The following is a 26,045-nucleotide window of genomic DNA, read 5'->3' as shown; positions in this document are numbered from 1 at the left end:
CCCCTCCCAGAATTCCACCCTGTTCCCGGCTGCCCGCAGGCGGGGAGCACACCCCCACACAGCGCCACCAAGAAAGAAGAGACTCGTGCCTCAGCTCAACACCCAGACGGACTTCTTCGCAGCCCGTCCGTCCTTCCGGCTCGCCGCGACCGCGTTCGCGGCCCTGCTCGTCACCTTGTCGTCGAACGCGCGGGCGTTCGAGATCGACACGGGCAACCCCGACGTCGAGATCCGCTGGGACAACACGGTCCGCTACAACTACGCGAACCGGGTCGAGAGCCGCGATCCCAAGATCGGCAACTCCGCCGTCTCCGACGAAGGCACCTACAGCTTCGACCGCGGCCAGACGGTGGCCAACCGCCTCGACCTGCTGAGCGAGTTCGACATCACCTACCAGAAGCGCTTCGGCGCACGCGTGAGCGCAGCCGGCTGGGCCGACAGCGCCTACGGGTCGACCAGCCACTCCAATCCGCTGCCGCCGCTGAGCCAGATCCCCAGCTACGTCAACCACCAATACAGCGACTACATCAATCGCTACTACCGCGGACCTTCGGGCGAATGGCTCGATGCGTTCGTGTTCGGCGGCGCCGACATTGGCAGCGTGCCCGTCAACGCCAAGCTGGGCCGACATTCGCTGTACTGGGGCGAGTCCCTCTTTCTGGGCGGCAACCTGAACGGCATCGCCTACGCGCAGAACCCGCTCGACCTGCAGAAGGGGTTTGCCACGCCGGGCGTGGAAGCCAAGGAACTCTTCCGTCCGCTGAACCAGCTCTCGGCGCAGGCGCAGCTCACGCAGGACCTGTCGCTCGCGGGCCAGTACATGCTGGAGTGGGATTCCTTCCGCTACCCTGAGGGCGGCACCTACCTCGGCCCGGTGGACTTCGCCTTCAACGGACCGGACCGCCAGTTCCTCTCGAGCCAGCTCGGCTTCGCCCAGCGCGGCAACCCGTCCGAACCCAAGCAGCACGGCGAAGGCGGCCTCGGCCGCGCGCTGGAGCCCCGAATGGCTCGACGGCACGATGGGCTTCTACTGGCGCAACTACGCCGACAAGCTGCCGCAGACCTTCCTCACGCAAGTCGGCCGCAACATCAGCCGCTACAACCTGATCTACGCCGACAACATCGACATGTACGGCGTGAGCCTCGCGAAGAACATCGCGGGCATCAGCTTCGGCAGCGAACTCTCCTACCGCCACAACACGCCGCTGAACAGCACCGTGCTCGGCATCGCCCCGGGCCTGCCCACGGAGGGCAACACCAAGGGCCCGCGCGGCGACACCTACCACGGCCTCGTCAACGCCGTCGGCGTGATCCCCAAGACCGCCCTGTTCGACACCGCCACCTGGGCCGTCGAATTGACGTGGGCGCAGTGGGCCAAGGTGACCAGCGGCGCCAACCTCTTCTACGCCGAAGGCTTCGCGCCCTGCGTCGGCAAGGACAAATGGGACGGCTGCACGACCAAGAACTACTTCGGCTCCGGCATGTCGTTCACGCCCACCTGGTTCCAGGTGTGGCCCGGCATCGACCTCTCCGCGCCCATCACCTATGCGGTGGGCCTGAGCGGCAACGCACCCACGGTCTTCGGCGGCAACCAGGGCAACGGCAACTACAGCGTTGGCCTGGGTGTCGATGTCCGCCAGAAGTACCGCTTCGACCTGAAATACATCGACTACCTCGGCCACTACCGCAGTACCAACGGCACCGCGGTAACGAGCCAGAACGGGTTCACCACGCTGTTGAAGGACCGCGGCTTCGTGAGCCTGACTTTCAAGACCACCTTCTAGAGCCCTTCTAGAGCACACACCCAAGGAGACAAGACATGAAGTTCCCACTCAAGCGCATCGTCATCGCCGGATTCGTCGCGGCGCAGGCGGGCATCCTCGCGCATGCCGCGGTGAGCCCCGACGAAGCGAAGGCGCTCGGCACCACGCTGACCCCGATCGGCGCCGAGAAGGCCGGCAACAAGGACGGCACCATCCCCGCCTACACCGGCGGCCTGACCAAGGCCCCGGCCGAGTTCAAGGCCGGCGACGGCATCCGCCCCGACCCCTTCGCGAGCGAGAAGCCGCGCCTGGTCATCGACGCCAAGAACATGGGCGAGTACGCCGACAAGCTGACCGAAGGCACGAAGACGCTGCTGAAGACCTACCCGAGCTTCCGTGTCGACGTCTACCCGACACACCGCACCGTGGCCTTCCCGAAGTTCGTGATCGACAACACCGCCAAGAGCGCGGTCAATGCCAAGACCACGAACGACGGCCGCTCGATCGAGGGCGTGCATGCGGGCTTCCCGTTCCCGATTCCGAAGACCGGCTACGAGGCGATGTGGAACCACCTCGTGCGCTTCAACGGCCAGTCGTATGAATCCAAGTACCGCAACATCAACGTCGATGCCAGCGGCCGCCCGGCACTCGCCACCGAAGGCGTGAGCGTGCAGGACTTCCCTTTCTGGGACACCGCCAAGGCCGATGCCGACACCTACTGGCGCATCAAGCTGACCTATACCGGTCCGGCCCGCCGTGCCGGCGAGGCACTGATGATCGTGGACCCGCTGGACGTCGGCAACAAGGATCGCCGCGCCTGGAGCTACCTGCCCGGACAGCGCCGCGTGAAGGTCGCCCCCGATCTCGCCTTCGACACGCCGAACCCCGGCACCGCCGGCGCGACGACGTTCGACGACACCTTCATCTTCAACGGCTCGATGGACCGCTTCGACTTCAAGCTCGTCGGCAAGAAGGAGATGTTCGTGCCCTACAACGACTATGCCGCGGTCTACGGGACCAAGCAGGACGACCTGCTCAAGCCCAACCACCTGAACCCCGATGCGATCCGCTGGGAACTGCACCGCGTGTGGGTAGTCGATGCCACGCTGCGTGAAGGCAAGCGCCACGTCTACAGCAAGCGCACCTTCTACCTCGACGAGGACTCGTGGGCGGCACTGGCGTCGGACAACTACGACGCACGCGGCCAGCTCTACCGCGCCGGCTTCGCCTACATGGCGCCGAGCTACGACCTGCCGGCCCCGTACACCGACATGTTCGGTCACTACGACTTCGTCTCGCGCGTCTACTCGCTGACCGGCTACATCGCCGAGACCGGCGGCATGCGCCAGACGAAGGCGCTGCCCGACCGCGAGTGGACGGCCGATTCCCTGGCTGGCGCCGGAATCCGATAAGGCTCACCCCCAGCCTCGCCCACTTCGTGTGGCTCTGCACCCCCTTGCAGGGGGCAATCCCAGCGGCCCGGCCAAGCCGGTTCCGCGGGATTTCTGGTCTTGGCCAGCTGCGGGCAACGCGGACCTTCACGGAGCACCTACATGAACCCGAAAACGATCACCCGGGCCGCAGCCTTGGCCCTCGCCTGCGCCGCCGCGTGGGGAGCGCAGGCGGCGGCCGACAAGGGCTGGCGCGATGTGCTCGACACGCCGGCCGCCCGCAGCGCCCTGGCATCGCGCGCCCTGCTCAACGGGCTGGCGCGGGCCGGCGACCGCATCGTCGCGGTCGGGCAGCGCGGCCATATCGTCTACTCCGACGACGCCGGCAAGACCCGGCGCCGGGCCGAGGTGCCGGTGAGCTCGGACCTCGTCGCCGTGAGTTTCCCGACCGCCACCGACGGCTGGGCTGTAGGCCATGACGGCGTGGTACTGCGGACCAAGGACGGCGGCCAAAGCTGGACCACCCAGCTCGACGGCCGCCGCCTCGGCGAGCAAGGCGCGGAGAACCCGTTCCTCGATGTCTGGTTCCGCGATGCGGACAACGGCTACATCGTCGGCGCCTTCGGCCTCGTGTTCCGCACCGCCGACGGCGGCGCGCACTGGGAGCCGATCCAGAACCTCGTCGAGAACCCGAAAGCCCAGCACCTCTACGCGGTGCGCGGCATCGGCCCCGACGTCTACATCGCCGGCGAGCAAGGGCTGCTGCTCAAGCTCGCGCCGGGCGACACGCAGTTCCGCGCGCTGGAGCTTCCCTACAAGGGCACGCTGTTCGGAGTGACCGGCAGCGGACAGACCATCGTCGCCCACGGCCTGCGCGGCACCGTGCTGCGCAGCACCGATGGCGGACGGCAATGGCAGCAGGTCCCCACGGGCCTGCAGGTCGGCCTGACGGCGAGCACGCGCGACAGCGACGGCCGCCTCCTCATCGTGAGCCAGGCCGGCCACATCCTCGCGAGCCGCGATGACGGCGCGAGCTTCAAGCCGGTGCCCGTTGCCGGCGCATTGCCCGCGGCCGCCGTCGCCGTCGCGGCCACTGGAACCTTGGTCGTCGCCGGACCGCGCGGCGCCCAGTCCCTACAGCTGCCCTGACCCCGGGCAGCCGGAGACCTGACATGCACACCCCTGCTACGCGCGCGCAGGACGCCGCGCCAATTTCGCTCGAATCCTTCGACCTGCGTTCCGGCCCCCGGCTGGAGCGGCTGGTGTTCAACAACCGGCTCGCGATCATCATCGCCTGCGCGTTGATCACGATCGCACTGGGCTTCCTGGCCTGGACCAAGCTGGGCCTGAACGCCAGCTTCGAGAAGATGATCCCGCGCAGCCACCCGTACATCCAGAACTACCTGGAGCACCGCGCGGACCTGCGCGGCCTGGGCAACTCGCTGCGCATCGTGGTCGAGAACACCGAAGGCGACATCTACCAGCCCAAGTACCTCGACGCACTCAAGCGCCTGCAGGACGAACTCTTCCTCACCCCCGGCGTGGACCGCGCCTGGATGAAGTCGCTCTGGGCCCCCGGCGTGCGCTGGACCGAAGTGACCGAGGAAGGCTTCCGCGGCGGCCCGGTGATGCCCGACAACTACGACGGCTCGCCGCGCGCCATCGAGCAGCTGCGCGCCAACATCGCACGCGCGGGCCTCGGCGGCAGCCTGGTCGGCAACGACTTCAAGTCGAGCATGATCATCGTGCCCCTGCTCGACAAGGACCCGACCACCGGCCAGCGCATCGACTACCGCGCGCTCTCGCACACGCTGGACAAGCTGGCCGCGAGCTACGAGCAGGACGCCAGCGGCAAGCCCACCGGCATGCGCGTGCACACGGTCGGCTTCGCCAAGCTGGTCGGCGACCTCATCGACGGCCTGCACCAGGTGGCGCTGTACTTCGCCATCGCGGCACTGGTCGCGGCCGCGATCATCTTCCTCTACACCCGGTGCCTGCGCAGCACCGCGCTCGTGATCGCGTGCTCGCTCGTGGCCGTGGTCTGGCAGCTCGGGCTGGTGGCGGGGCTGGGCTTCGAGCTCGACCCCTACTCCATCCTCGTGCCCTTCCTCGTGTTCGCGATCGGCGTGTCGCACGGGGCGCAGAAGATGAACGGCATCATGCAGGACATCGGCCGCGGCGAGCACCGGCTGATCGCCGCCCGCTTCACCTTCCGACGCCTCTTCCTCGCCGGCCTCACCGCGCTGGTGGCCGACGTGGTGGGCTTCGCGGTGCTGATGGTGATCGACATCCCGGTCATCAAGGACCTCGCGCTCACCGCCAGCATCGGCGTGGGCGTGCTGATCTTCACCAACCTGATCCTGCTTCCCGTGTTGCTGTCGTACGTCGGCGTGAGCCCGGCCGCCGCCGCGCGCAGCCTGCGTGCCGACAACAACGCCGGCACCTCGCGCCTCAATGGATGGCTCGGCCACTTCACGGAGCGCAAGTGGGCGGTGCGCACCATCGGCGCGGCGGCCGCGCTGCTCGCGATCGGCTTCGCGGCCAGCACGCACCTGAAGATCGGCGACCTGGACCCGGGTGCGCCGGAGCTGCGTCCGCAGTCGCGCTACAACCGCGACAACGCCTACGTCACGGCGAACTACTCGCTGTCGAGCGACACCTTCGCGGTGATCGTGAAGACCGCGAAGGAAGGCTGCCTGCAATACGGGACGCTCATCGAGGCCGACCGTCTGGCCTGGGCGCTGCAGCAGGTGCCGGGCGTGCAGACCACGGTGTCGCTCGCCAACGCGGTGCGGCAGATCACCGCCGGCAGCAACGAGGGCAGCCCCAAGTGGCTCACCATCGCACGCAACCAGGACGTGCTGAACTACGGCGCGCAGCAGGCCAGCGTGAACAACCCGGAGCTCTTCAACACCGATTGCTCGGTGATGCCGGTGATCGCCTACCTCTCCGACCACCGCGCCGAGACGCTCGACCGCGTGGTCGCCGCCAGCGCCGCCTTCGCCGATGCGCACAGCAACGACGACCGCCAATTCCTGCTCGCCGCCGGCGGCGCGGGCATCGAAGCCGCGACCAACATCGTGGTGCACAAGGCATGGAACGAGATGCTCGTGCTGGTCTACGCCGCCGTGATCGCGCTGTGCTTCGTCACCTTCCGCAGCTGGCGCGCGGTGGTGGTGGCCGTGGTGCCGCTCATCATCACCTCGGTGATGTGCGAAGCGCTCATGGTGTGCCTGGGCATCGGCGTCAAGGTCGCGACCCTGCCGGTGATCGCACTCGGCGTGGGCATCGGCGTGGACTACGCGCTCTATCTGCTGAGCGTGCAGCTCGCCGAACAGCGCCGCGGTGCGACGCTCGGCGAAGCCTACGGGCGGGCTCTGCGCTTCACCGGCAAGGTGGTCGCGCTGGTCGGCGTCACGCTGGCGGCCGGCGTGCTGACCTGGGCGCTGTCGCCCATCAAGTTCCAGGCCGACATGGGCATCCTGCTCGCCTTCATGTTCATCTGGAACATGGTCGGCGCGGTGCTGCTGATCCCGGCTCTGTCGCACTTCCTGCTGCGTCCCCGCGCGAGCGAGCCGGTGTCGCAGGCCACGGTCGCGGCTGCGCCGAACGCCGCTTGAGCTCCCTGCGATTTGTCTCCACAAAAGAATGACACCCCTCAAGAACTACAGCATCGCCACGCTGAAGGACCACCTCGGTCACGACTTCGGCGCCTCGACCCCGACCTTGCTCGACCAGCGGCGCATCGACCGCTTTGCCGGATGCACCGGCGACGACCAGTGGATTCACGTCGACACCGAACGCGCCCGCACGCAAAGCCCCTTCGGCCAGACCATCGCGCACGGGCTGCTGGTGCTGTCGCTGATCCCCTGTGCGCATTTCGAGCTCGGCGTGTACCCCGGCGACGCCAAGGGCGTGCTGAACTACGGCTTCGACCGCGTGCGCTTTCTCTCGCCGGTGCCGAGCGGCAGCTATGTCCGCCTGCACGTCGAGCTGACGGAAGTCACCGAGAAGCAGCCCGGTCAATGGCTCGTGCGCTGCAAGAACACGGCCTATGCCGGCGGCGACACCTGGCGTCCGGTGATGGCGGCCGAATCGCTCGCAATGGTGGTCGCATGAACGAACGCGCACGCATCCGCCCCGACCTGCCGCGCGACGGCACGCGAATCGCCGATTCCTTCATCTCGCTGGCGGCCGCCGTCTGTCGCCGGCCTTTCGAGACGATCCACAGCCTGTACCGTTCCGGAAGCGCGCTGATCGAGGCAGGCACCGGCCTCTCGCAGATCGAGCCCGCCGCGGGCGACCGCCGCTTCGACGATCCGACGTGGACCCGCAACCCGGTGTACCGCGCGCTCATGCAAGGCCACCTCGCGCTCGCGGACGAGGTGCACCGGCTGGCCGGCGAGCTCGATCTCTCGCCACGCGACGAAGCACGCGCGCGCATGGCACTGCGCATGGTCACCGATACGCTTGCGCCCACCAATACGCTCGTGGGCAATCCCGCCGCGATCCGCCGCACCCTCGAAACCGGCGGGAGCAACCTGCTCGAAGGGGTGAAGCAGCTCGCCGCCGACTGGCGCCACAACGGCGGCCTGCCCGCGATGGTCGATGGATCGCAGTTCGGCGTCGGCCGCAACCTCGCGGTCACGCCCGGCGCAGTGGTGCACCGCCATGCGATGCTGGAGCTGATCGAATACAAGGCGCAGACGAAGACGGTGCACGGCACCCCGCTCTTCATCGTGCCGCCGCAGATCAACAAGTACTACATCTGGGACCTCGCGCCCGGCCGCAGCCTGATCGAGCACCTGGTGCAGCAAGGCTTCCAGGTCTTCGTCGTGAGCTGGTTCGATCCGGGCCCGGAGCAATCGGAATGGGGCCTGCAGGACTACGTGCTCGCGCTCGAAGACGCGATGCAGGCGGTGCGCGAGATCTCGCGCTCGCCGCAGATGCACGTGCTCGGCGCCTGCTCGGGCGGCATCACCTCGGCGGCGTTGCTGGCCTATCTGCAGGCCAGGGGCAGCGACTGGGCGCGCAGCCTGACCCTGCTCGTCTCGCTGCTCGACGTGCGCGGCATCGCCGACAGCTCAATGGGCCTCTTCGCGCACCTGGAGACGCTCGAGCTCGCGCGCACCGCGAGCGGCAACGCCGGGGTGCTGCAAGGCAAGGACCTCGCCAAGGTCTTCGCCTGGCTGCGGCCGAACGAGCTGGTGTGGAACTACTGGGTCAACAACTACCTGATGGGCGAGAAGCCGCCGGCCTTCGACATCCTCTACTGGAACTCCGACACCACGCGCCTGCCCGCGCAACTGCACGCCGACTTCATCGCGCTGCTGGAGACCAACGCGCTCGCGCACGACGGCGGGCTCTCGATCGGGGAACTGCCGCTGTCGCTCGCGGATGTCGCATGCGACAGCTACATCGTCGCCGGACGCACCGATCACATCACGCCGTGGGACGGCTGCTACCAGACGCGCCGCATGCTGGGCGGCCGCAGCGAATTCGTGCTGACCGGTAGCGGGCACGTGCAATCGATCGTCACGCCGCCGGGCGGCAAGAAGGCTTCGTTCATGACGAACAGCGGTGCGCACGATTCGCCGCAGAGCTTCGAGGCCGGTGCCCGGACCCACGACGGCAGTTGGTGGCCGCATCTCGCGAACTGGCTTGCGGAGCGCTCCGACGCACAGCGACGCGCGCCGGCGCGCGAAGGCTCGCGCAAGCATCCGCCGCTCGGCGATGCACCGGGCGCCTACGTGCTCGCGTCCACCGAAGCGGCGGCGGCCGGATGAGTCGAGGAAGCAAGCCTCTCGCGACCTTCCCGGTCCGCATCGGAGCCCAGCGCCTGCGCGTCGCCGTCGGCGGCGAACCGCGGGCGGAACGCACCCTGCTGCTGTTCAACGGCATCGGCGCCAGCGTGGAAACGATGGCGCCCTTCATGGCGCAATTCACCCGCACGCGGGTCGTCACCTTCGACGCACCCGGCGTCGGCGAATCGCCCGCGCCCTTGCTGCCCTACCGCCCGCGGGACGTCGCGCAGCTCGGCGCGGACCTGCTGGCGCAACTCGACGCGAGGGATGCGCACGTGTTCGGCGTCTCGTGGGGCGGCGCGATCGCACAGGAGTTCGCGATCAACCATCGGCGCCGCTGCCAGACGCTCACGCTCGCGGCCACCTGCGCCGGTATCGTCATGGTGCCCGGCCGGCTCAATGTGCTGCTGAAAATGCTGAGCCCGCGACGCTACACCGACCCGGCGTACCTGATGCAGATCGGCGGCGATCTCTATGGCGGCGAACTTCGGCTCGAATCGGAATTGCTGCAACTGCACGCCGAATCGATGCGAAGCCCGAGCCGACACGGCTATCTCTACCAGTTGCTCGCCACCGCCGGCTGGACGAGCTGGCCGCGCCTGAACCGCATCGAAGCGCCCGCACTGGTGCTGATGGGCGAGGACGACCCGATCGTGCCGCCGATCAACGGCCGCATCCTCGCGTCCGGCCTGCGCCGGGCCACGCTGGAGACGGTCGATTGCGGGCACCTCTTCGTGCTCACCCGCGCGGCCCAGACGGCGCGGCGGGTGGAGGCGTTCATGGACCAGCACGCGGGCGTAGCGTGAAGCGCTACCTTGTCGCGCCGGGCTCCCAGGGATTGAGCAGGACCACGCCAGTGCGCACGAAATCAGCCACGTTGCGCGTGACAAGAGTCATGCCGTGCGTCATCGCAGTGGCTGCAATCATCGCGTCGCGTTCGGGTGCTGGATCGGGCACGTGCAACGCTGCGCAGCGCATGGCGATTTCGGTGGTGAAAGGAAGGATGCGACCTTCGAATGCCGCGGGAATGCCGTTGAACCAAGTCCGCAAGACGGAGCCTTGCGGCGGCTTGCGTCGCTCCAGTTGCCGGATGCCGAGTTCGACCTCGAGAATCGTGATCGCCGAAAGATAGGTCTGATTGAGCGGCACCGATTGCGCCCAATGGATGACCGCGGGTTCAATGCGCGATTTTCCGGCGCGCAGTTCCGACAGCACGTTGGTGTCGAGCACATACATCAGTGCTCGCCCTCCTCGTCATCGAGATCAGGCGTCTGCAGCCTGAGGTTCAGCCGTCTCGGCTCGAACTTGATGTCGTCCGTTGAAGGCAGCTCAGACATGGCCTGCCAGAGCGACCGCACCGGTTGCCTGTCGCGACTGAGTTCTTCAAAGTCGTGATACGTCAGCAAGGCAAATTCCGGTTTGCCTCGCGTCGTAATGAGCACTGGCCCGTTGGTTGCCGCCTGCTTCGCGCTCTTGAGGTCGCGCGCGAATTCACGGCTGGTGATGAGACGTGTCATGGCTTCTCCCTTGGTTCAATCGGAGTGGCGCAACTTGCGCGCCGATTGTCTGACATGTTATGACAATTGGCTTCTACCCGCAAGCGCGGAATCGGGTAGCACCGTGGACGGAACACCAGACGGTTCCCAAGCAGCCGAACGTGTGCTCAAATTCCGCCCCGCTCCACTCTCCTTGCAGGAGGGCTTCCATGGGCAGAAACCTGGCGTCCATCTGTGCGACGGCGCTGATTTGCGGTTGCGCCACGCAAGCACCCACGACCCCGGGCACCGGCTCGGGTGTGTCGTATGTGCCCATGGTCGACATGAAGGGTGTGGATCCCGACATCCTCACGGCCGACGTCGCCGCCTGCCGCACCATGGCTTCGAACGTGCGCGTGCTGCCGGTCAAAGGCCAGGGCAGCAACGATGTGAGCGATGCAGTGGCCCTCGGCGTCGGCATCGTCGTGCCCTTCGGCTTCGTCGGGATGGCGCTGGTTTCGGGCATCGCGTCGGGCCTGAACGACGAGACCAGGCCCCGGCCTGCCGATGCGCCGCTTCAGCAGAAGACGCTGGTCAACTGCATGGCCCGCAAGGGTTACCGCAATCTCGATCCCCACGTGACCGTCGCCTACGTGTCGCCGCCGGTGGCCGCGGATGCGAAGGCCGTCCGGACCGGACGGGACACCTATGTGGCCGAGAGCTACGCCAGGGCGAATGTCTGCCACGGCCCGGCACGGGCGGTGCTCGAAAGCAAGGGCCCCGGCTTCGAGCGCCACAGCGTCGTGTGCGCGGATGGCCAACGCACCGCGTTGCGATGCGAGTTCGGAAACTGCACGCCGGAGCCGATGGACGTCGCCCTTGATCGGTGAACGGCGACCGTCACACCCACCGGACCTACCAGTTGCGGATGTCCGGGTTCCGGAAGGAGAAGTCGTTGGGCACGTCCAGGTTCGAATACGACAGGGACATGCTCAGGTCGAGCGACACCACCTGGTGCCACCAGGCGAGCGGCAGGAACATGGTCTCCCCGGGCTCGACGACCACATCGAGGATGGTCACTTCCTTGAAGAGCGGGTAGCGGCTCAGGTCCGGGTCGTCGATGTCGACCGGACTGAAGACGTTGTTGAAGTTGTAGAGCTTGGGCGTCTCCAGCGGCGAGATGAGACGCCACCGCTTGCGTCCGACCACCTGCGTGTGGAACAGCATGATCGTGTCGTGGTGCAGGGGCGTCTTCGTGCCCGCAGGGCCGAACCAGAAGGACGACCGATCGGCCAGCTGCGACCGGTCGCACGCCGGCGGCAGGCTTCCGATGTCGGCCAGGAGCGGGGAGAACGCCTCGCTGCGCAAGGCCTCGTTGTTGGCGGTGAGATAGTAGTCGTTGGTCGGGCCGCCCGCGAGCACGCGATCCACGAAGGGGCCGAGCGGCACGACACGGCGGTGCGCCAGCTTGTTTTCCTCGTAGTTGGGATCCGCGTCGCGGCCGTCCTGGATCTCCACGTCGAACCGCCCGAAGCGTTGCTTGAGGTCCTCGGGCGACCAGCGCTTCATCGCCGGCCAGTCGCGGGCGACGTCCGTCAGCACCACGGGACGGCATCCTCGGACGTAGCGCTCGATGAACTCATCGCGCGACGGCGAGGTGCGCTTCTCGACGATGTCGTAGTGCGGTGCGGACGCCCACAGCTTCTGCAGGTTGCCGGTGACCGATTCGAGCTTGTGCTGAAGCTGCTGCATGCGACGGGCCGCAAGGAAGGCCGGTTCGTTCTCCATCGCCGCGATCGCGGCCTCGGCCTGCGCCGCATCGAGGCCGGCCGCCTTCATGGTTTCCAGCATGGATGCTGGCGTGCACTCCCTGAGCCGGCTCTCCGCGATCCATTGCAGCCAGTCGCGTGAGGGCTCGGCGGCGGCCGTGGTCCGGGGCCGCGGGGCGGGCGGCATCGCCGGCAAGGCACTAGCCGGGTCCGCACGCCGGAGCATGTCCAGGATCTCCGAGAACACGGCATCGACGAAGTGCTTGTCCGGAACATCCTCGGGAATGCCTGAATGATCCTTGAGAACATGCTCGATCGTTGCGCGGACAAAACCGCCCTGCCTGCGCTCCGCCTCCTCCAGCAGCACGTGCAGGAGGTAGAGGGAGGCGCCCAGCTGGGCGCTCTGGTTTCGTTCGATGGCGTTCGTGGTCATTCCTTCTCCAACGGGTTGCGCCATGGCACAGGGGCGCCAAGCCCGTTAATTCTGGACCCGGCAGCAAGAACCGAAGGCTCACTCGGGCTTGAAGTCGATCGACTTCAACACCTCGCCCACCCGCTTGTAGTCACTGTTCAGCGATGTCACCAGCTCGTCGGGCGTGCGCCCGGTGCCGGCTTCGAGGCCCGCATCGAGCAGGCGCGCGCGCACGGCCGGTTGCGAGATGGCCTTGAGCGCCGCCTCGCGCACGCTCGCCTGCACGGCGGCAGGGACGTCGGGCTTGGTCCACAGGCCCATCCACGAAACCGTCTCGAGCTGCGGATAGCCGAGTTCCGCGAAGGTCGGCACATCGGGCAGCAGCGGCGAGCGCTTGGGCGTGCTGACCGCGAAGGCCTTGATCTTTCCGGCCTTGATCATCGGCAGCGAGGTCGCCATGCCATCGAACATCAGCGGCACGTGGCCGCCCATTACGTCGGTGAGCGCGGGCGTCGATCCCTTGTAACCCACATGCGTCATGTCGATGCCGGCCGCCTTGTTGAGCTGCAGGCCGATGACGTGCGACACGGTGCCCGGGCTGTACGAGGCGTAGCTCACCTTGCCGGGATTGGCCTTCACCCAGCTCACCACCTCGGCGAAGTTCTTCGCGGGAACCGAAGGCGCACCAACCATCACGAGGCCGCCGCGCCCGAGCTCGGCCACGGGGCGGATCTCCTTGGACATGTCGTTGCGCAACTTGACGATGTGCGGGATCTCGCTCACGAGGGAGCTGACGCCGACCAGCAGCGTGTAACCGTCATGCGGCGCCATCGAGAGCTCGTTGACCGCCAACGCACCGCCCGCACCGGGCTTCGCGTCGACCACCACGGGCTGGCCCGTGTCCTTCGTGAGTTGATCGCCCAGGAGGCGCGCGACGATGTCGGCGGTGCCGCCGGCCGGTCCGGCCACGATGATGTGCACCACCTTCTCGGGCCATTTGGCGGCCTGCTCGGCGTGCGTCGCGAGGCTTGCAACGCCAAGGCACGAAAGGCAGGCGGCCTGGATCATCTTCCGCCGCAGGTGATTCGGGTTCATGTTTTGTCTCCTTCAGTATTCAAACCGGGAACTCCGCGGAACCGGCTTTGCCGGGCCGCTGGAGTTGCCCCCGGACAGGGGTGCCCGAGCCACACGAAGTGGGCGAGGCTGGGGGTGAGGCTCATTTCACCAGCGCAGGAGCGCAAGTGCCAGTATGGCCAGAAATACGGTCTCGCCCAACATCAGTGCGACGGGCTTGAGACCCACGGTGGCGAGGTCGCGCAATTGCGTCTTCATGCCGATGCCGGCAATGGCCGCCACGAGGAACCAGCGCGAAAAGTCGCTGCCCAGTTCGGTGAGGGCCGACGGCAGCCAGCCGGTGCTGTTGACCGCCACCATCACCGCGAAGGCGACCGCAAACCAGGGCAGCAGCGGCGGACGCGCGCCACCCGTCTGCATGCCGCTGGCCCGTGCGCACATCACGGCGAAGACGATCACCGGCAGCAGCATCGCCACGCGCATCAGCTTGACGACGGTGGCGATGTCGCCGGTTTCCTTCGACATGCTGTAGCCCGCGCCCACCACCTGCGCCACGTCGTGGATGGTTGCGCCGAGGAACACGCCCGATCCATGGTCGCCCAGGCCCACGGCGCGCGCGATCATCGGGTAGGCGATCATCGCGAAGGTCGAGAGCGCCGAGACACCGACCACGGTGAACAGCGTCGCCTTCTCCTTCTGCGGATGCGACGGCAGCGCCGCAGCCAGTGCGAGCGCGGCCGATGCGCCGCAGATGGCGGTCGCGCCGCCGCTCAAGAGGCCAAATAGCGTGTTGAAGCCCATGAGCTTCGCGACCAGCATCGACACGCCGATGGTCACCACCACCGAGATCAGCACGAGCACCACCGGATGCCAGCCCAGCGCCACGACCTGTGCGGCCGTGATGCGCAGGCCCAGCAGCGCGACGCCCCAGCGCAGCACCTGCCGCGCCGTGAACTCGATGCCGGGCTTGCATGCGCCTTCGGCCGAGAGAAAGTTCATCGCCATGCCGAGGATCAGCGCGAACAGCATCACCGGCGCACCGTAGTGCTGCGACAGGAAGGTCGACGCGGCGGCCACCACCGCGCATGCGAGCACGCCCGGGAACAGCGTGCGGCTGCGTGCAGGCCACGCCGCGATGGAAAGGCTGGTCATGCGAACCTCATCCCCAGGTTGGCCAGCAGATGGTCGCCGTGCACATCGCGCAGCAGGTTCTTCTGCACCTTGCCGGTCGCGCCGAGCGGAATGCGGTCGACGAAAACCACGTCATCCGGCGTCCACCACTTGGCGATGCGGCCGTCGTAGAAGTGGATCAGCTCTTCGCGCGTCAGCTCCTGCCCGGACTTCTTCACCACGATCAGCAGCGGACGCTCGTCCCACTTGGGGTGGCGCGCGGCGATGCAGGCTGCCATCTCGACGGCAGGATGCGCCATCGCGATGTTCTCGAGGTCGATGGAGCCGATCCACTCGCCCCCGACTTGATCACGTCCTTGCTGCGGTCGGTGATCTGCATGAAGCCGTCGGCATCGATGGTCGAGACGTCGCCGGTCGGGAACCAGCCACCCGCCAGCGGGCCCGCGCCCTCGCCCTTGAAGTAGTTCGAGATCACCCAGGCGCCGCGCACCATCAGCTCGCCGGCGGTCTGGCCGTCATGGGGCAGCTCGGCGCCGTCCTCGCCGACGATCTTCATGTCGATGCCGAAGACCGAGCGGCCCTGCTTCGACTGGATCGCGAGGCGCTCGGCCGCATCCAGCTTCTGATGGCAAGGCTTGAGCGTGCACACGGTGCCGACCGGGCTCAGCTCGGTCATGCCCCAGGCGTGCAGCACCTGCACGTCGTAGCGCTCCTGGAAGGCGCGCATCATCGCCGGCGGGCAGGCCGAGCCGCCGATGATCGTGCGGCGCATGGTGCTGAATTCGAGCCCGTTGCTCTCGACATGCGCGAGCAGTCCCTGCCACACGGTGGGCACGCCGGCCGAGACGGTCACGCCTTCGGCTTCGAACAGGTCGTGCAGCGACTTGCCGTCGAGCCACGGGCCGGGGAACACCAGCTTGGCGCCGACCATGCACGCGATGTACGGCAGGCCCCAGGCGTTGACGTGGAACATCGGCACCACCGGCAGGATCACGTCCTTGGCCGAGCAATTGAGCGCATCGGGCAGCGCGGCGGCGTAGGTGTGCAGCATCGTCGAGCGATGGCTGTAGAGCGCGCCCTTGGGGTTGCCCGTGGTGCCCGAGGTGTAGCAGAGGGACGAGGCAGCCTTCTCGTCGAACACCGGCCATTTGAAGTCAGGCGTGTGGTCGTCGATCAGGTCTTCGTAGCACAGCAGGTTCGGCACCTTCGACGACGCCGGCATGTGCGCGCGGTCGGTCATCACGACGAAGGCCTTGATGGTCGAGACGCGCGAGGCGATCGCCTCGATCAGCGGCAGGAAGGTCAGGTCGAAGAAGAGGATCTCGTCTTCGGCGTGGTCGGCGATCCACACCACCTGGTCGGGATGCAGGCGCGGGTTGAGCGTGTGCAGCACCGCGCCGGAGCCGGAGACCGCGTAGTACAGCTCCATGTGGCGATAGCCGTTCCAGGCCAGCGTGGCGACGCGGTCGCCCTGCTCGATGCCGCGGGCTGCGAGTGCGTTGGCAAGCCGGCGTGCACGCTGGCCCATGTCGCGGTAGGTGTAGCGATGCACGTCGCCTTCGACGCGGCGCGACACGATCTGCTGTTCGCCGTGATGGCGCTCGGCGTGGGTGAGAAGGCTGGAGATCAGCAGGGGCTGATCCATCATCAATCCGTTCATGGTGGGGTCCGTAAATTCAGTTTGATTGGGCGGGGAACCCTGCGGAACCGGCTTTGCCGGGCCGCTGGGGTTGCCCCCGGCAGGGGGTGGAGAGCGACACGAAGTGCGCGAGCCTGGGGGCGAGCCCCATTTCAAGCGGGCACGCTGTGAGGGGCGCCTTTGGGGGCGGATTCGGCTTCGACTTCGACTTCGGTTTCGCAGGCGCGCTGCAGGTCGGCACCGTAGCTGCGCGAGGCACGCATGAAGGCGCCAGCAGCCAGCAGACCGAAGACAGGCATCGCGATCAGCGCGTGTTCGAGCGACCAGGCGTCCGACAGGAAGCCCGCAACCAGCGGACCCATGGCCAAGCCGAGCAGGTTCTGGAACAGCGAGAGCACCGAAGCGCCGGTGGCACGGATGCCGGGATGGATCACGTCGATGACGACGGCCGCGACGACGCCCACCGAGCAGGTCATCAGGAAGCCGCCGAGCGCCAGTAGCGCGAACTGCGCCTGCTTCGACAGGACCAGCCCGACATGCTCGGCACCGAAGCCCAGCGCGAGCACCGCCGCCGAGGCGATGCAGACGACAGCCGTCACCTGCAGCTTGGCCGCCGGACGCCTCTTGCCGGCGCGATCGGCGACCGCACCCCAGACCACGCTGCCCAGCGCGCCGCACAGCACCACCAGCGCGGCCTTGATCGCGGCCTGCTCGGGCGTCATGCCGTGCACACGGTTGAGGAAGCTCGGGAGCCAGGCCCAGATGGCCGACACGAGGATCAGCTGCGCCGGTGCGGCGATGCAGACCCACAGCAGCGTCTTCGAACGCATCAGCCGCTTGACGATGGCGCGCGCCGTGCCTTGCGTCGAACGCGTGGCCCGCTCGATGCGCGGCGTGAGTTCGACGGTGCGGTAGTCGCGCACCTTGATGTAGAGCAGCGCGAGGACCAGCCCCGGCACACCGACCACGCCGAACGCGGCCTGCCAGCCCCAGCGCGCGGCGATGACGCCGCCGAGCATCACGCCCAGCACCGAGCCGATCGACGCGGCGGAGAAGAAGGCCGCCATCAGCGCACCGCGCATACGCGCCGGAAAGTGGCTCGCGATGAGCGCCGCGCCGACCGAGCCGTAGCCCGCTTCGCCGAGGCCCACCGCCGCGCGCGCGGCCAGCAGCTGGCCGAAGTTGCGCGTGAACATGCAGGAGATCGCGGCCAGGCTCCAGAGCGTCGCCATCGCGACGATGCTCTTCACGCGGCTGAAGCGGTCGGCGACCAGCGCGATCGGGATGCCGCCCACGGCGACCGTGACCGACACCGCCGACACCAGTGCGCCGAGTTGCTTGTCCGAAAGGCCCCAGGCCTCCTTCAGATGCGGAAAGAGCGAAACGATCACCTGGCGGTCGATGTAGTCGACCATCATCAGGCCGAGCGTCATCGCGAAGGCGAACCACGCCTGGCGCGGGCCGAACAGGTAGCTGTCGGACCCTTGCTTCGCGTCGAGGGCATGCATGTCCATGGCGATCCCCTTGGCTTCAGGGCACGAGCACGGTCGCGCCGGTCGTGGCCCGCGATTCGAGCGCACGGTGCGCGTCGGCCGCGTCGGCCAGCGCGAAGCTCTGCTTGGGCTCGCTCACGATGCGGCCCGCGAGAACGTGGCCGAACAATTCGTCGGCCATCTCCAGCATGTGCGAGCGCGGGGTGATGTAGTGCATCATCGCCGGCCGCGTGACCCAGATCGAGCCTTTCACCGCGAGCAGCTGCGAGTCGATCACCACCGGCCCCGAGGTGGTGCCGTTGCTCACCAGCGAGCCGCGCGGCTGCAGGCTGTCGAGCGAGTCCATCAACGTGTCCTTGCCCACCGAGTCGTAGACCACCGGAACGCCCTTGCCGTCGGTGATTTCGCGCACGCGCTTGGCGATGTTCTCGCGCGAAGTCACGATGGTGTAGGCGCAGCCGTTGGCCTTGGCGATCTCGGCCTTCTCGTCGGTGCTCACGGTGCCGATCATCGTCACGCCCATCGCGCGTGCCCACTGGCAGGCGATGAGGCCGACACCGCCGGCTGCGGCGTGGTACAGGATCGTCTCGCCGCCCTTGAGCGGGTAGACCTGGCGGAACAGGTACTGCGCCGTCATGCCCTTCATCATCAGCGTGGCCGCGGTGCGGTCGGAGACGCCGTCCGGCAGCGGGATCAGCACGTCGGCCGGCATCACGCGCGCTTCGGAATACGCGCCTTGCGGGCCGATCAGGTAGCCGACGCGGTCACCGACCCGGATGTCAGTGACGCCGGGGCCGACCGCCTCGACCACGCCGACCGCGTCCGAGCCCAGTCCATTGGGCAGCGGCAGCGGATAGCGCCCGGTGCGGAAGTAGATGTCGATGAAGTTGACCGCGATGTAGGTATGGCGCACGCGCGCCTGGCCCGGGCCGGGCTCGCCGACTTGGACGTCTTCCAGGCGCAGGACTTCCGGACCGCCGGTTTCATGAAAGCGAATGGCCTTGGCCATGTTTGTCTCCTAGATGTGAAATCGCCCCCAGGCTGCGCGCACTTCGTGTCGCTGCGCCAACCCCTCTCCGGGGGCGCACCCGGCGGCCCGGCCAAGCCGGTTCCGCGGGTGCCCTGGGTGTCAGTTACTTCGTCAATTCGCTGATAAGCAGTTCCGCGCGGGGCCATTTGCCGAAACCGGACGCGGGATTCAAGTGGCCGACCTCGCCGAGGTCGATCAGGCGGCTGCCCCAGTCGCGGGCCAGTTCCGCGATGCGCGCGTACTCGCCGAGCGGATCGTTCCGGCTCGCCGCGACGATGCTCGGGAACGGCAGCGTCCTGCGCGGCACCGGCAACCAGCCGCTGGCACGCAGTTCATCGAGCGTCGGATAGCCCGCCGGCATCGGCCGATCGAAATCCGGCGGCGCGGCAAGCAACGCCCCTTCGACCGCGCGCCGCGTCTGCAAGGCCCAGTGCGCCACCATCACACAGCCGCCACTGTGGGCCACGATGACGATCGGGCCGTCGATGGCCTGCGCTTCGCGCTCGATCGCGGCGACCTTCGCCTTGCAGTCGAGGTCGCTGCGCCCCATCGGCGGCACGGTGCGCACCTCGCGCCCCTTGGCCGCGAGCTCGGCGGCCAGCAGCGTCTGCCAGTGCTCCGCGACGTGGTCGCGCAGGCCCGGGACGATGAGCACGGTCGGCATCACGGCGTCACTCCCCAACTTCAAGCCACCCGGCGCAGGTAACCCTGCTGGCGGCCCTTGGGGTTGGGCGCGAAGCCGTTGGCGGCCAGCGTCTCCTCGACGGTCTCGTAGAACACGCCGATCTTCAGGATCTCGCGCGCTTCCTTGCCGGTGGCGACTTCACGGCCGAACTCGCGCGAGATGCGAACGAGCTGTTCGATCTGCTTCACGGTCGACATCTTCCCGGTGCGCGACTGGTTCCAGAGGTTGTCCTCGATGCCGCAGCGCACATGCAGGCCCATGGCCATGCCGATCATGTTGATCGGCAGCACGTTGCGCATGCTGCTTTCCACCGTGAGCATCGCGCCGTCGGGGATCGCGCGCAGGAAGTTCGAGAGGTTGTAGATGTTCGGCGCGTCCATGCCGCCGCTGATCGCGACCCAGTTCATCACCAGCGGGCCCTTGTAGATGCCGCGGCGGATCAGGCGCTCGACCGTCTCGTAGCTGTTGATGTTGTAGAACTGGAAGGCGCTCTGGATGCCCGCGGCGCTCAGCCGGCGCACGTGCTCCTCGATGAAGCCGGGGCCCGAGGGAACGATCATCTCGCGGTAGGCCGCGTTGTTCTGCGGGTCGGCGAGCGAAGTGCCGGCGATGTCATCGGCTTCCATGTGCTCCAGCACGTTCATCTGCGTCGTGTTGACGGTGACCGTGACCTGGTCGGGCTTGGGGTCGAGCTCGGCCAGCATGTGGCGCGTGTCGTCCTTGAGCCACTTGGCGCTCGCGCCGTCGGTTTCGGGCGCGAAGGAGATCGAGCCGCCGACCTGGATGACCATGTCGGGCACGGCACGGCGAACGCCGGCGATCAGCTCGTTGAACATCGACAGGCGCTTGGAGCCCTTGCCGTCCAGTTCGCGCACGTGAAGGTGCAGGACCGTGGCGCCGGCGTTGTAGCAGTCGACCGCCTTCTGCACCTGCTCTTCCATGGTGACGGGAATGTCCTCCGGGAAGTCGGAAGGAATCCACTCGGGCCCGTAGGGCGCGGCGGTGATCACCAGCTTGTCCTGGTTTTCCGGGAAAAGGGAGCCGTCGAGGAAGTTCATGATTTGTCTTTCAGTTGAGATGTCGGGTGTTGGATGAGGTGATGCAGCGCTGTGTCAGTACGTGGCCTCACCCATGATTCCGGCGCGTTCCATCTTTCGGTGGCAGGGTGGGTAGTCCATGACCGCGTAGTGCTGCGTGCTGCGGTTGTCCCAGAAGGCGACGCTGTTCTTCTTCCAGCGCCAGCGCACCTGGTACTCGGGGATCGCGGCCTGGCTGACCAGGTAGTTCAGCAGCAGGCTCGCACCGGGCGCGTGGTCCTGGCCGAAACGCACGTTCGCGGCGGTGTGGAAGTTGGTGAAGTGCGTGGTGAAGGCGTTGACGAAGAGGATCTTCTCGCCCGTCTCCGGATGGGTGCGCACCACCGGATGCTCGGCATCGGGGAACTGCGCGTGCAGCGCCAGGCGCTTCTCGATCGGCATCGCGGCGCCGAAGCTGGCCTCGATGCTGTGGCGGGCGCGCAGGCCGCCGATCCTTGTCTTGACGTCTTCCGGCAGGCGCGCGTAGGCCAGGGCCATGTTCACCCAGATGGTGTCGCCGCCGACGTCCGGCGTCTCGACGCAGCGCAGCACGCAGCCGAACGGCGGCTTCTCGCGCCAGGTGGCGTCGGTGTGGAAGGCGTTCTCGTAGCGGTCGTTGGGGACTTCGGGCGATTTGTAGATGCGCACGAGGCCGGGGTGGTCGGGATCGCTGCCGGCGACCGGGTGGTCTTCAAGATTGCCGAAATGGCGGGCGAAGGCGACATGTTCGGCGCGGGTGAAGTCCTGGTCGCGGAAGAAGAGCACCTTGTGCTCGAGCAGCAGCGCGCGGATCTCGGACACCGTCTCGGCGTCGCGCGAGGCGGCCCCGAGATCGACGTTGCGCAGTTCGGCGCCGATGGCGCAGGTCAGGCGCTCGACCTGGATGGAGGTTTTCAGCGCGGCGGACGACACCACGGCGGGTGCGCCTTTCAGCGGGGTTGCTTCGACTGTCGTATTCATGGGCCTGTCTCCGTGATGAGCGCGGCGCCTGCCGGCTCTGGGTGATGGAGCCGCGCGGTGCGGCTTCTCAGGCGTAAAGAATAGGAAGCGGAGCCCTTTCGGGCCCCCTCCTTGCGGGAGGGGGAGACCCCTCCCCTCAGCCCCCGGACTGGTCTTGGATCAGCCCGAGGATGCGCGCGCGCACGACGACTTCCTTGCGCGTGCCGGCGTCCAGCTTGGCGAGCAGGTTCTTGACGTGCCACTTGACAGTGGTTTCGCCGACCTGCATCGCGCGCCCGATCTCCTTGTTGGAGAGGTTGCGGGCGAGAAGTTCGAGCACCTGGCGCTCCTTGGGGGTGAGCACCATGCCGCGTGCGGCGATCGGATGAGGCATCTCGCGGACCGGCGCCGGGCGCGCGGGCGCAATGGCGGGGGCCGTCGTCCGGGCGGACTCGCCGCCCTGCTCGGCCACCTGCCGCACCCACTGGCCGAGATCCGGATGGGCGTCCTCGAAGACGCGGACGAGCCCGTAACTTTGCGCCAGATCCATCGCCTCGCGCAGCATCGGAAGCGCGCGCTCGCCGCAGCGGTCGAGCGCGAACGCGCGCAGGCCGAGGATCTCGATGCGAAAGCGCCCCTGGTGCATCGCCTGCGCCAACTCGTCGGCACGCGCGAGCGGCTCGAGCGCGGCCCGCCAATCCTGGTTCGCGATCGCCGCATAGCCCTGCGCGAGCCCCCGCAGCGCGTCGATGCCCCGTCGCCAAAGCCGCCCCTGCGGCAACGAGGGGTCGCCCTGCAAGACGTCCATACGCTGGCACAGCTCGCGGCAGCTTCCGGCGCGGTAGCGCCGCGCGTGCATGCGCACCTGCTCCAGGAGGCTGGCGACGCGAAGCCGAGGCAGCGAACGCGCCGAGCCCACGGCGTCGAGCGCGCCGAGCAGCTCCATCGCCCGGTGCTCGGCGCCCTCGGCCATCGCCATGCGCGCCAAGGTGCGATAGGCCAGCAGCAACGATTCGGGCAGGCCGCTGCGCTCCAGCACGTCGATCCGGTCGGCCAGCAGCGCCGAGGCATCGGCGGGACGCCCGCGCTCCCACATCGCCGAAGCCAGGAGCGCCGCGAGCATGCAGCTGAAGCTGTTGCGACGGCCGAGCTCCGCATCGGCGCTGGCGACAGCCGGCTGCAGCAGGCTCTCGACCAGCAGCACCTGCCCTTCCCAGACGTAGGACAGGCCGATGATGAATTCACCCCAGCGCCCGACGAAACCCTGCCCGCGCCCGAAATCCCCGCGCGGCGACTGCTGCTGGCGCAGGCGTGCCAATGCCGGATTGCCTTCGAGCAGCGTGCGGTACGCGGTGCGGTTGGCATGCACATGCAAGAGCATCGGGTCGCGCAGCGGAGGGGATTCGGCCCACGGGTCGTGCAGCGCGGCGAAGCGGTCCGGATCGTCGGCGAACACCGCTGCGCCGCTGAGGATCAGCGCGCATTCGCATTGCAGCGTCGGGTCGGGCTTGTCCTTGGACTGGTGCGCGAGGATGCGCTCGACCATGCGGCCGGCGTCCTCGTGGCGCTCGCTCGTGGCCAGCGTCCACGCGGCGGCCAGCAGCAGGCGTGGACGACGATCGAGCTCGTCGGCGGGCAACTGCGCCAGCCATTCGAGCACCACGCCTTGCCGGCCGTGGGTCACGATGGCCTCGTAGAGGCTGCGTTCGGCCAGCTCGTAGGCCAGTTCGCGCTGTCCCGCGACCAGCGCATGCCGCGCCGCGTCCTCGAGCATGCCCCGCTCGGCCAGCCATGCCGCCGCGCGTGCGTGTGCGCTTTCCTGCTGCGCCTTCGGCATTGCGGCGAACGCCTCGCGCAACACGTCGCGCGCGAGCGCGTGCATGCGCAGCCAGTCGCCCTGCTCTGCCGCCACGAAGACCGGCGTGTCGCGGCTCAGGCGCGCCAGCCGCTCGGTGGCGTCGTCGATCTCGGCCACCCTGCGGCACAGGTCCGGATGCAGGTGGTCGAGGATCGCGATGCGGGTGAGGAATTCGCGGTCGGACACATCGAGATTCGCGAGCAGCAGCTTCATGAACTGGTCGCGCAACTGCCCGCCGATCCCCGCGATGCCGGCCACGTCGGCGCCGCGCGCCATCACCGTGAGCGACAGTTGCAGACCCAGCGGCCAGCCCTCGGTGAGCGCGTGCAGGCGCGCGGCGGTGTCGTTGTCGATGCTGGTGCCGAAGCGCTCGTGAACCAGTTCCAGCGTCTCTTCGAGCTTGAAGCGCAGCATCGCCGGGCCGACCACCACGCACTGGCCGTAGGCGATCAGGTCGTCGATGTCGAGGTTGCTGTCCGGCCGGCTCGCGATGACGGTGCGCAGGTTCGGCGGCGCATTGCGCAGCAGGTAGCCCAGTGCTTCGCGCGACGCGGCGGGCAGGCGCTCGGCCTCGTCGACGATCAGGACCACGTCGAGCGCGGTCTGCGCGAGCTCCGCCAGCCAGATCGTGATGCCTTCGAGGCCGGTTGGCCCCACCGCATCGAGCAGCACATGGCCGAAGGTCGAGCGCCCCGAGCTGCGCCGCACCGCCATCGCCAGCGCCTGCGCCAGCCGCTGCGGCGTGTCGCGCGCCTGCGCCGAAACCCAGGCCACGACGAGACCGTGCGAGAGATGCTCCAGGCGCCATTGCGCCAGCAGCGAGGTCTTGCCGAAACCGGCCGGCGCCTGGATCAGGATCGCGGGGACGCCGCGGAATGCCGGATCGTTGGCCAGCAACCTCGGCCGGGAAAGCAGATGGCGCGGCACCCTCGGCGGCGAAACCCGCAGCAGCAGGTCGTCGCCCGCGCCGTCCGGCAGATGGGTTTCGGTGGTCACTGGAAGCCTCGGCAAGCGGGGGATGCCACGGGGTTTGCCAGTCTAGCCAGACTCATCGCCTTGGGCTACTTCAGGTACGAGCGCAGCGCCGACACGACCACGTCGAGGTCTTCCGCGCGCTCCTCGCGGGAGGCGTCATGCGCGCCGAGGTGGTGGCGCACATGGCCGTCGAGCACCTCCAGCATCAGCCCGTTGACGGCGCCACGGATGGCGGCGAGCTGCTGAAGCACGGCGGCGCAGTCGCGGTCTTCCTCGAGCGCGCGCTCCAGGGCTTGCGCCTGCCCCTTGATGCGCCGGATGCGTGTGAGCAGGGGTTTCTTGTTGAGAACCGTATGCGACATGAAGGTCGATTCTAGGTCGCCCCACATACTGGGGTACAGTATCTGAATGATCCATGCTTCCCCTGATACCGAGGCATTCCGGCTTGACGCCGGCGGCCACTCCCACGTCTTCGACGACGGCAATCCGCTGGGCGAAAAGAACGCCAGGCTCGCGGTCCTTCTCACCGCGGCCATGATGGTCCTGGAGATCGTGGGCGGCTACTGGTTCAACTCCATGGCGCTCCTGGCCGACGGCTGGCACATGAGTTCGCATGCGCTCGCGCTCGGGCTTTCGGTGGCGGCCTACGCCACGGCGCGCAGGCTCTCGGGCAACACGCGCTTCGCGTTTGGGACCTGGAAGATCGAGGTGCTTGCCGGCTACACGAGCGCGATCTTCCTGCTGCTCGTCGCGGGCTGGATGGCGTACCAGTCCATCGAACGGCTGTTCTCGCCGACGGCCATTCACTACGAACAGGCGATCGTGGTCGCGGTCATCGGCCTGCTGGTCAATCTGGTCTGCGCGTGGCTGCTGAAAGACGGCCATCACCATCATCACGGTCACGAGCACCATGATCATGACCACGATCACCACCACGGCCACCAGGATCTCAACCTGCGTTCGGCCTACATCCACGTGCTCGCCGATGCGGCCACCTCGATCACGGCGATCGCGGCACTGCTGGGCGGCCTGCTCTGGGGCTTCGGCTGGCTCGACCCGGCGATGGGCATCGTCGGTTCGGTGCTCGTCGCGGTCTGGGCGCTGGGTCTGCTACGCGACACCAGCCGCGTGCTGCTCGACGCCGAGATGGACGCGCCGGTGGTCCAGGAGATCCGCGAAGCGATTGCGGCCAGCCCCGTCCCCGCACGCATCCACGACCTGCACGTCTGGCGCGTGGGCCGCGCGAAGTACGCATGCATCCTCGCCGTGGAGGTGCAGCAGGCCGCGACGCCGGGCCACTTCCGACAACTGCTCGAGATTCACGAAGAACTGGCGCACGTCACGGTGGAGGTGCACCTTCCGCGAGGTTCGTAGTCAGCGTCGGCAAGATGACCAGACGGCGCACACTCATGATCGCGATTTGTCATCGGTTGTCCTATAACTCATAGGACAACCCGATCCTTCAGGATCGACCGCGCCGCAGCAACGATTGCAGGCAGATGCCCATCAAATGGGTCAATTACGTCAGTGT

The 26,045-nt window shown here is 67.7% G+C and carries 21 protein-coding genes and 2 pseudogenes; 10 read left to right on the top strand and 13 right to left on the bottom strand.

Translation table 11 applies throughout. The annotated features are described in order from the left end of the window. Nucleotides 1-85: 85 nt before the first annotated feature. From ACQ858_RS07385 to ACQ858_RS07350, 8 genes and pseudogenes are all read left to right on the top strand, one after another. Nucleotides 86-925 (top strand): annotated as a pseudogene (locus tag ACQ858_RS07385) (DUF1302 domain-containing protein); the annotation flags it as partial. Between the two features lie 94 nt (nt 926-1,019). After that, nucleotides 1,020-1,784, top strand: a complete 765-nt coding sequence (locus tag ACQ858_RS07380) for a DUF1302 family protein (RefSeq protein WP_431276085.1) — start codon at nt 1,020-1,022, stop codon at nt 1,782-1,784. Between the two features lie 35 nt (nt 1,785-1,819). Then, nucleotides 1,820-3,175: a DUF1329 domain-containing protein gene (locus ACQ858_RS07375; protein ID WP_431276084.1), complete on the top strand. Its 1,356-nt coding sequence runs from the start codon at nt 1,820-1,822 to the stop codon at nt 3,173-3,175. Nucleotides 3,176-3,316: 141 nt separating this feature from the next. After that, nucleotides 3,317-4,303 (top strand): WD40/YVTN/BNR-like repeat-containing protein, encoded by a 987-nt coding sequence (locus tag ACQ858_RS07370; protein ID WP_431276083.1) that lies wholly within the window; start codon nt 3,317-3,319, stop codon nt 4,301-4,303. A gap of 23 nt (nt 4,304-4,326) precedes the next feature. Beyond that, a complete protein-coding gene (locus ACQ858_RS07365; protein ID WP_431276082.1) occupies nt 4,327-6,774 on the top strand; it encodes an efflux RND transporter permease subunit in 2,448 nt (815 codons plus the stop codon). Nucleotides 6,775-6,802: 28 nt separating this feature from the next. Beyond that, complete coding sequence (locus ACQ858_RS07360; RefSeq protein ID WP_431276081.1) at nt 6,803-7,273, top strand: MaoC family dehydratase; 471 nt, start codon at nt 6,803-6,805, stop codon at nt 7,271-7,273. Then, nucleotides 7,270-8,940, top strand: a complete 1,671-nt coding sequence (locus ACQ858_RS07355; RefSeq protein WP_431276080.1) for an alpha/beta fold hydrolase — start codon at nt 7,270-7,272, stop codon at nt 8,938-8,940. Before ACQ858_RS07360 ends, ACQ858_RS07355 begins: the two co-directional genes overlap by 4 nt. Continuing rightward, on the top strand, nt 8,937-9,764 hold the full coding sequence (locus ACQ858_RS07350) for an alpha/beta fold hydrolase (RefSeq protein WP_431276079.1): 828 nt from the start codon (nt 8,937-8,939) through the stop codon (nt 9,762-9,764). The genes ACQ858_RS07355 and ACQ858_RS07350 overlap by 4 nt, the downstream gene beginning before the upstream one ends. 4 nt (nt 9,765-9,768) lie before the next feature. On the opposite strand, the gene ACQ858_RS07345 is transcribed toward ACQ858_RS07350, so the two are convergent. Both ACQ858_RS07345 and ACQ858_RS07340 read right to left on the bottom strand, forming a co-directional pair. Continuing rightward, nucleotides 9,769-10,197 (bottom strand): type II toxin-antitoxin system VapC family toxin, encoded by a 429-nt coding sequence (locus ACQ858_RS07345; protein WP_431276811.1) that lies wholly within the window; start codon nt 10,195-10,197, stop codon nt 9,769-9,771. Then, nucleotides 10,194-10,475, bottom strand: a complete 282-nt coding sequence (locus ACQ858_RS07340) for a type II toxin-antitoxin system prevent-host-death family antitoxin (protein ID WP_431276078.1) — start codon at nt 10,473-10,475, stop codon at nt 10,194-10,196. Before ACQ858_RS07340 ends, ACQ858_RS07345 begins: the two co-directional genes overlap by 4 nt. A 188-nt stretch (nt 10,476-10,663) precedes the next feature. Here ACQ858_RS07340 and ACQ858_RS07335 point away from each other — a divergent pair, with 188 nt between their 5' ends. Further along, nucleotides 10,664-11,323, top strand: coding sequence for a hypothetical protein (locus ACQ858_RS07335; RefSeq protein ID WP_431276077.1), 660 nt, complete (start codon nt 10,664-10,666; stop codon nt 11,321-11,323). 25 nt (nt 11,324-11,348) lie between these two features. Here the strand turns inward: ACQ858_RS07335 and ACQ858_RS07330 are convergent, their stop codons facing one another. The 11 genes and pseudogenes from ACQ858_RS07330 to ACQ858_RS07280 all read right to left on the bottom strand — a co-directional run bounded on the left by ACQ858_RS07330 (nt 11,349) and on the right by ACQ858_RS07280 (nt 24,876). Further along, nucleotides 11,349-12,635 carry a cupin-like domain-containing protein gene (locus ACQ858_RS07330; protein WP_431276076.1) on the bottom strand — a complete coding sequence of 429 codons (1,287 nt, stop codon included), beginning with the start codon at nt 12,633-12,635 and terminating at the stop codon, nt 11,349-11,351. A 78-nt stretch (nt 12,636-12,713) separates the two neighbouring features. Beyond that, on the bottom strand, nt 12,714-13,709 hold the full coding sequence (locus tag ACQ858_RS07325; RefSeq protein WP_431276075.1) for a Bug family tripartite tricarboxylate transporter substrate binding protein: 996 nt from the start codon (nt 13,707-13,709) through the stop codon (nt 12,714-12,716). Between the two features lie 126 nt (nt 13,710-13,835). Continuing rightward, entirely contained in the window at nt 13,836-14,840 is a 1,005-nt protein-coding gene (locus ACQ858_RS07320; protein WP_431276074.1) for a YeiH family protein, read from the bottom strand. Beyond that, nucleotides 14,837-16,479: pseudogene (locus ACQ858_RS07315) on the bottom strand (3-(methylthio)propionyl-CoA ligase). The gene ACQ858_RS07320 and the pseudogene ACQ858_RS07315 overlap by 4 nt, the downstream one beginning before the upstream one ends. A gap of 131 nt (nt 16,480-16,610) precedes the next feature. Further along, a complete protein-coding gene (locus tag ACQ858_RS07310; RefSeq protein ID WP_431276073.1) occupies nt 16,611-17,972 on the bottom strand; it encodes an MFS transporter in 1,362 nt (453 codons plus the stop codon). Between the two features lie 16 nt (nt 17,973-17,988). Continuing rightward, entirely contained in the window at nt 17,989-18,960 is a 972-nt protein-coding gene (locus ACQ858_RS07305) for a quinone oxidoreductase family protein (RefSeq protein ID WP_431276072.1), read from the bottom strand. Between the two features lie 124 nt (nt 18,961-19,084). Continuing rightward, nucleotides 19,085-19,645, bottom strand: coding sequence for an RBBP9/YdeN family alpha/beta hydrolase (locus ACQ858_RS07300; RefSeq protein WP_431276810.1), 561 nt, complete (start codon nt 19,643-19,645; stop codon nt 19,085-19,087). A gap of 20 nt (nt 19,646-19,665) precedes the next feature. Further along, nucleotides 19,666-20,724, bottom strand: coding sequence for a 3-keto-5-aminohexanoate cleavage protein (locus tag ACQ858_RS07295; protein ID WP_431276071.1), 1,059 nt, complete (start codon nt 20,722-20,724; stop codon nt 19,666-19,668). 54 nt (nt 20,725-20,778) lie between these two features. Beyond that, complete coding sequence (locus ACQ858_RS07290; protein ID WP_431276809.1) at nt 20,779-21,627, bottom strand: TauD/TfdA dioxygenase family protein; 849 nt, start codon at nt 21,625-21,627, stop codon at nt 20,779-20,781. Between the two features lie 211 nt (nt 21,628-21,838). Beyond that, nucleotides 21,839-24,535, bottom strand: a complete 2,697-nt coding sequence (locus ACQ858_RS07285; protein ID WP_431276070.1) for a LuxR C-terminal-related transcriptional regulator — start codon at nt 24,533-24,535, stop codon at nt 21,839-21,841. A 65-nt stretch (nt 24,536-24,600) separates the two neighbouring features. Further along, nucleotides 24,601-24,876: a metal/formaldehyde-sensitive transcriptional repressor gene (locus tag ACQ858_RS07280; RefSeq protein WP_431276069.1), complete on the bottom strand. Its 276-nt coding sequence runs from the start codon at nt 24,874-24,876 to the stop codon at nt 24,601-24,603. Nucleotides 24,877-24,922: 46 nt separating this feature from the next. On the opposite strand from ACQ858_RS07280, the gene dmeF reads away from it, so the two are divergent. Further along, nucleotides 24,923-25,888 (top strand): CDF family Co(II)/Ni(II) efflux transporter DmeF, encoded by a 966-nt coding sequence (gene dmeF / locus ACQ858_RS07275; RefSeq protein WP_431276068.1) that lies wholly within the window; start codon nt 24,923-24,925, stop codon nt 25,886-25,888. Nucleotides 25,889-26,045 lie beyond the last annotated feature (157 nt).

Origin of the sequence: Variovorax ureilyticus (assembly GCF_050632185.1) — a bacterium.
GTDB classification, from domain to species: domain Bacteria; phylum Pseudomonadota; class Gammaproteobacteria; order Burkholderiales; family Burkholderiaceae_C; genus Variovorax; species Variovorax ureilyticus_A.
The sequence above is the reverse complement of the archived record's forward strand: the minus strand, read 5'-3'. Positions and strand labels throughout refer to the sequence as shown.

Bases quoted from the DNA above. Each gene is read 5' to 3' on its own strand.
- ACQ858_RS07380 (WP_431276085.1), top strand. From the start codon at position 1,020: ATGGGCTTCTACTGGCGCAACTACGCCGACAAGCTGCCGCAGACCTTC.
- ACQ858_RS07375 (WP_431276084.1), top strand. From the start codon at position 1,820: ATGAAGTTCCCACTCAAGCGCATCGTCATCGCCGGATTCGTCGCGGCG.
- ACQ858_RS07370 (WP_431276083.1), top strand. From the start codon at position 3,317: ATGAACCCGAAAACGATCACCCGGGCCGCAGCCTTGGCCCTCGCCTGC.
- ACQ858_RS07365 (WP_431276082.1), top strand. From the start codon at position 4,327: ATGCACACCCCTGCTACGCGCGCGCAGGACGCCGCGCCAATTTCGCTC.
- ACQ858_RS07360 (WP_431276081.1), top strand. From the start codon at position 6,803: ATGACACCCCTCAAGAACTACAGCATCGCCACGCTGAAGGACCACCTC.
- ACQ858_RS07355 (WP_431276080.1), top strand. From the start codon at position 7,270: ATGAACGAACGCGCACGCATCCGCCCCGACCTGCCGCGCGACGGCACG.
- ACQ858_RS07350 (WP_431276079.1), top strand. From the start codon at position 8,937: ATGAGTCGAGGAAGCAAGCCTCTCGCGACCTTCCCGGTCCGCATCGGA.
- ACQ858_RS07340 (WP_431276078.1), bottom strand. From the start codon at position 10,475: ATGACACGTCTCATCACCAGCCGTGAATTCGCGCGCGACCTCAAGAGC.
- ACQ858_RS07335 (WP_431276077.1), top strand. From the start codon at position 10,664: ATGGGCAGAAACCTGGCGTCCATCTGTGCGACGGCGCTGATTTGCGGT.
- ACQ858_RS07330 (WP_431276076.1), bottom strand. From the start codon at position 12,635: ATGACCACGAACGCCATCGAACGAAACCAGAGCGCCCAGCTGGGCGCC.
- ACQ858_RS07325 (WP_431276075.1), bottom strand. From the start codon at position 13,709: ATGAACCCGAATCACCTGCGGCGGAAGATGATCCAGGCCGCCTGCCTT.
- ACQ858_RS07320 (WP_431276074.1), bottom strand. From the start codon at position 14,840: ATGACCAGCCTTTCCATCGCGGCGTGGCCTGCACGCAGCCGCACGCTG.
- ACQ858_RS07310 (WP_431276073.1), bottom strand. From the start codon at position 17,972: ATGGACATGCATGCCCTCGACGCGAAGCAAGGGTCCGACAGCTACCTG.
- ACQ858_RS07305 (WP_431276072.1), bottom strand. From the start codon at position 18,960: ATGGCCAAGGCCATTCGCTTTCATGAAACCGGCGGTCCGGAAGTCCTG.
- ACQ858_RS07300 (WP_431276810.1), bottom strand. From the start codon at position 19,645: ATGCCGACCGTGCTCATCGTCCCGGGCCTGCGCGACCACGTCGCGGAG.
- ACQ858_RS07295 (WP_431276071.1), bottom strand. From the start codon at position 20,724: ATGAACTTCCTCGACGGCTCCCTTTTCCCGGAAAACCAGGACAAGCTG.
- ACQ858_RS07280 (WP_431276069.1), bottom strand. From the start codon at position 24,876: ATGTCGCATACGGTTCTCAACAAGAAACCCCTGCTCACACGCATCCGG.
- dmeF (WP_431276068.1), top strand. From the start codon at position 24,923: ATGATCCATGCTTCCCCTGATACCGAGGCATTCCGGCTTGACGCCGGC.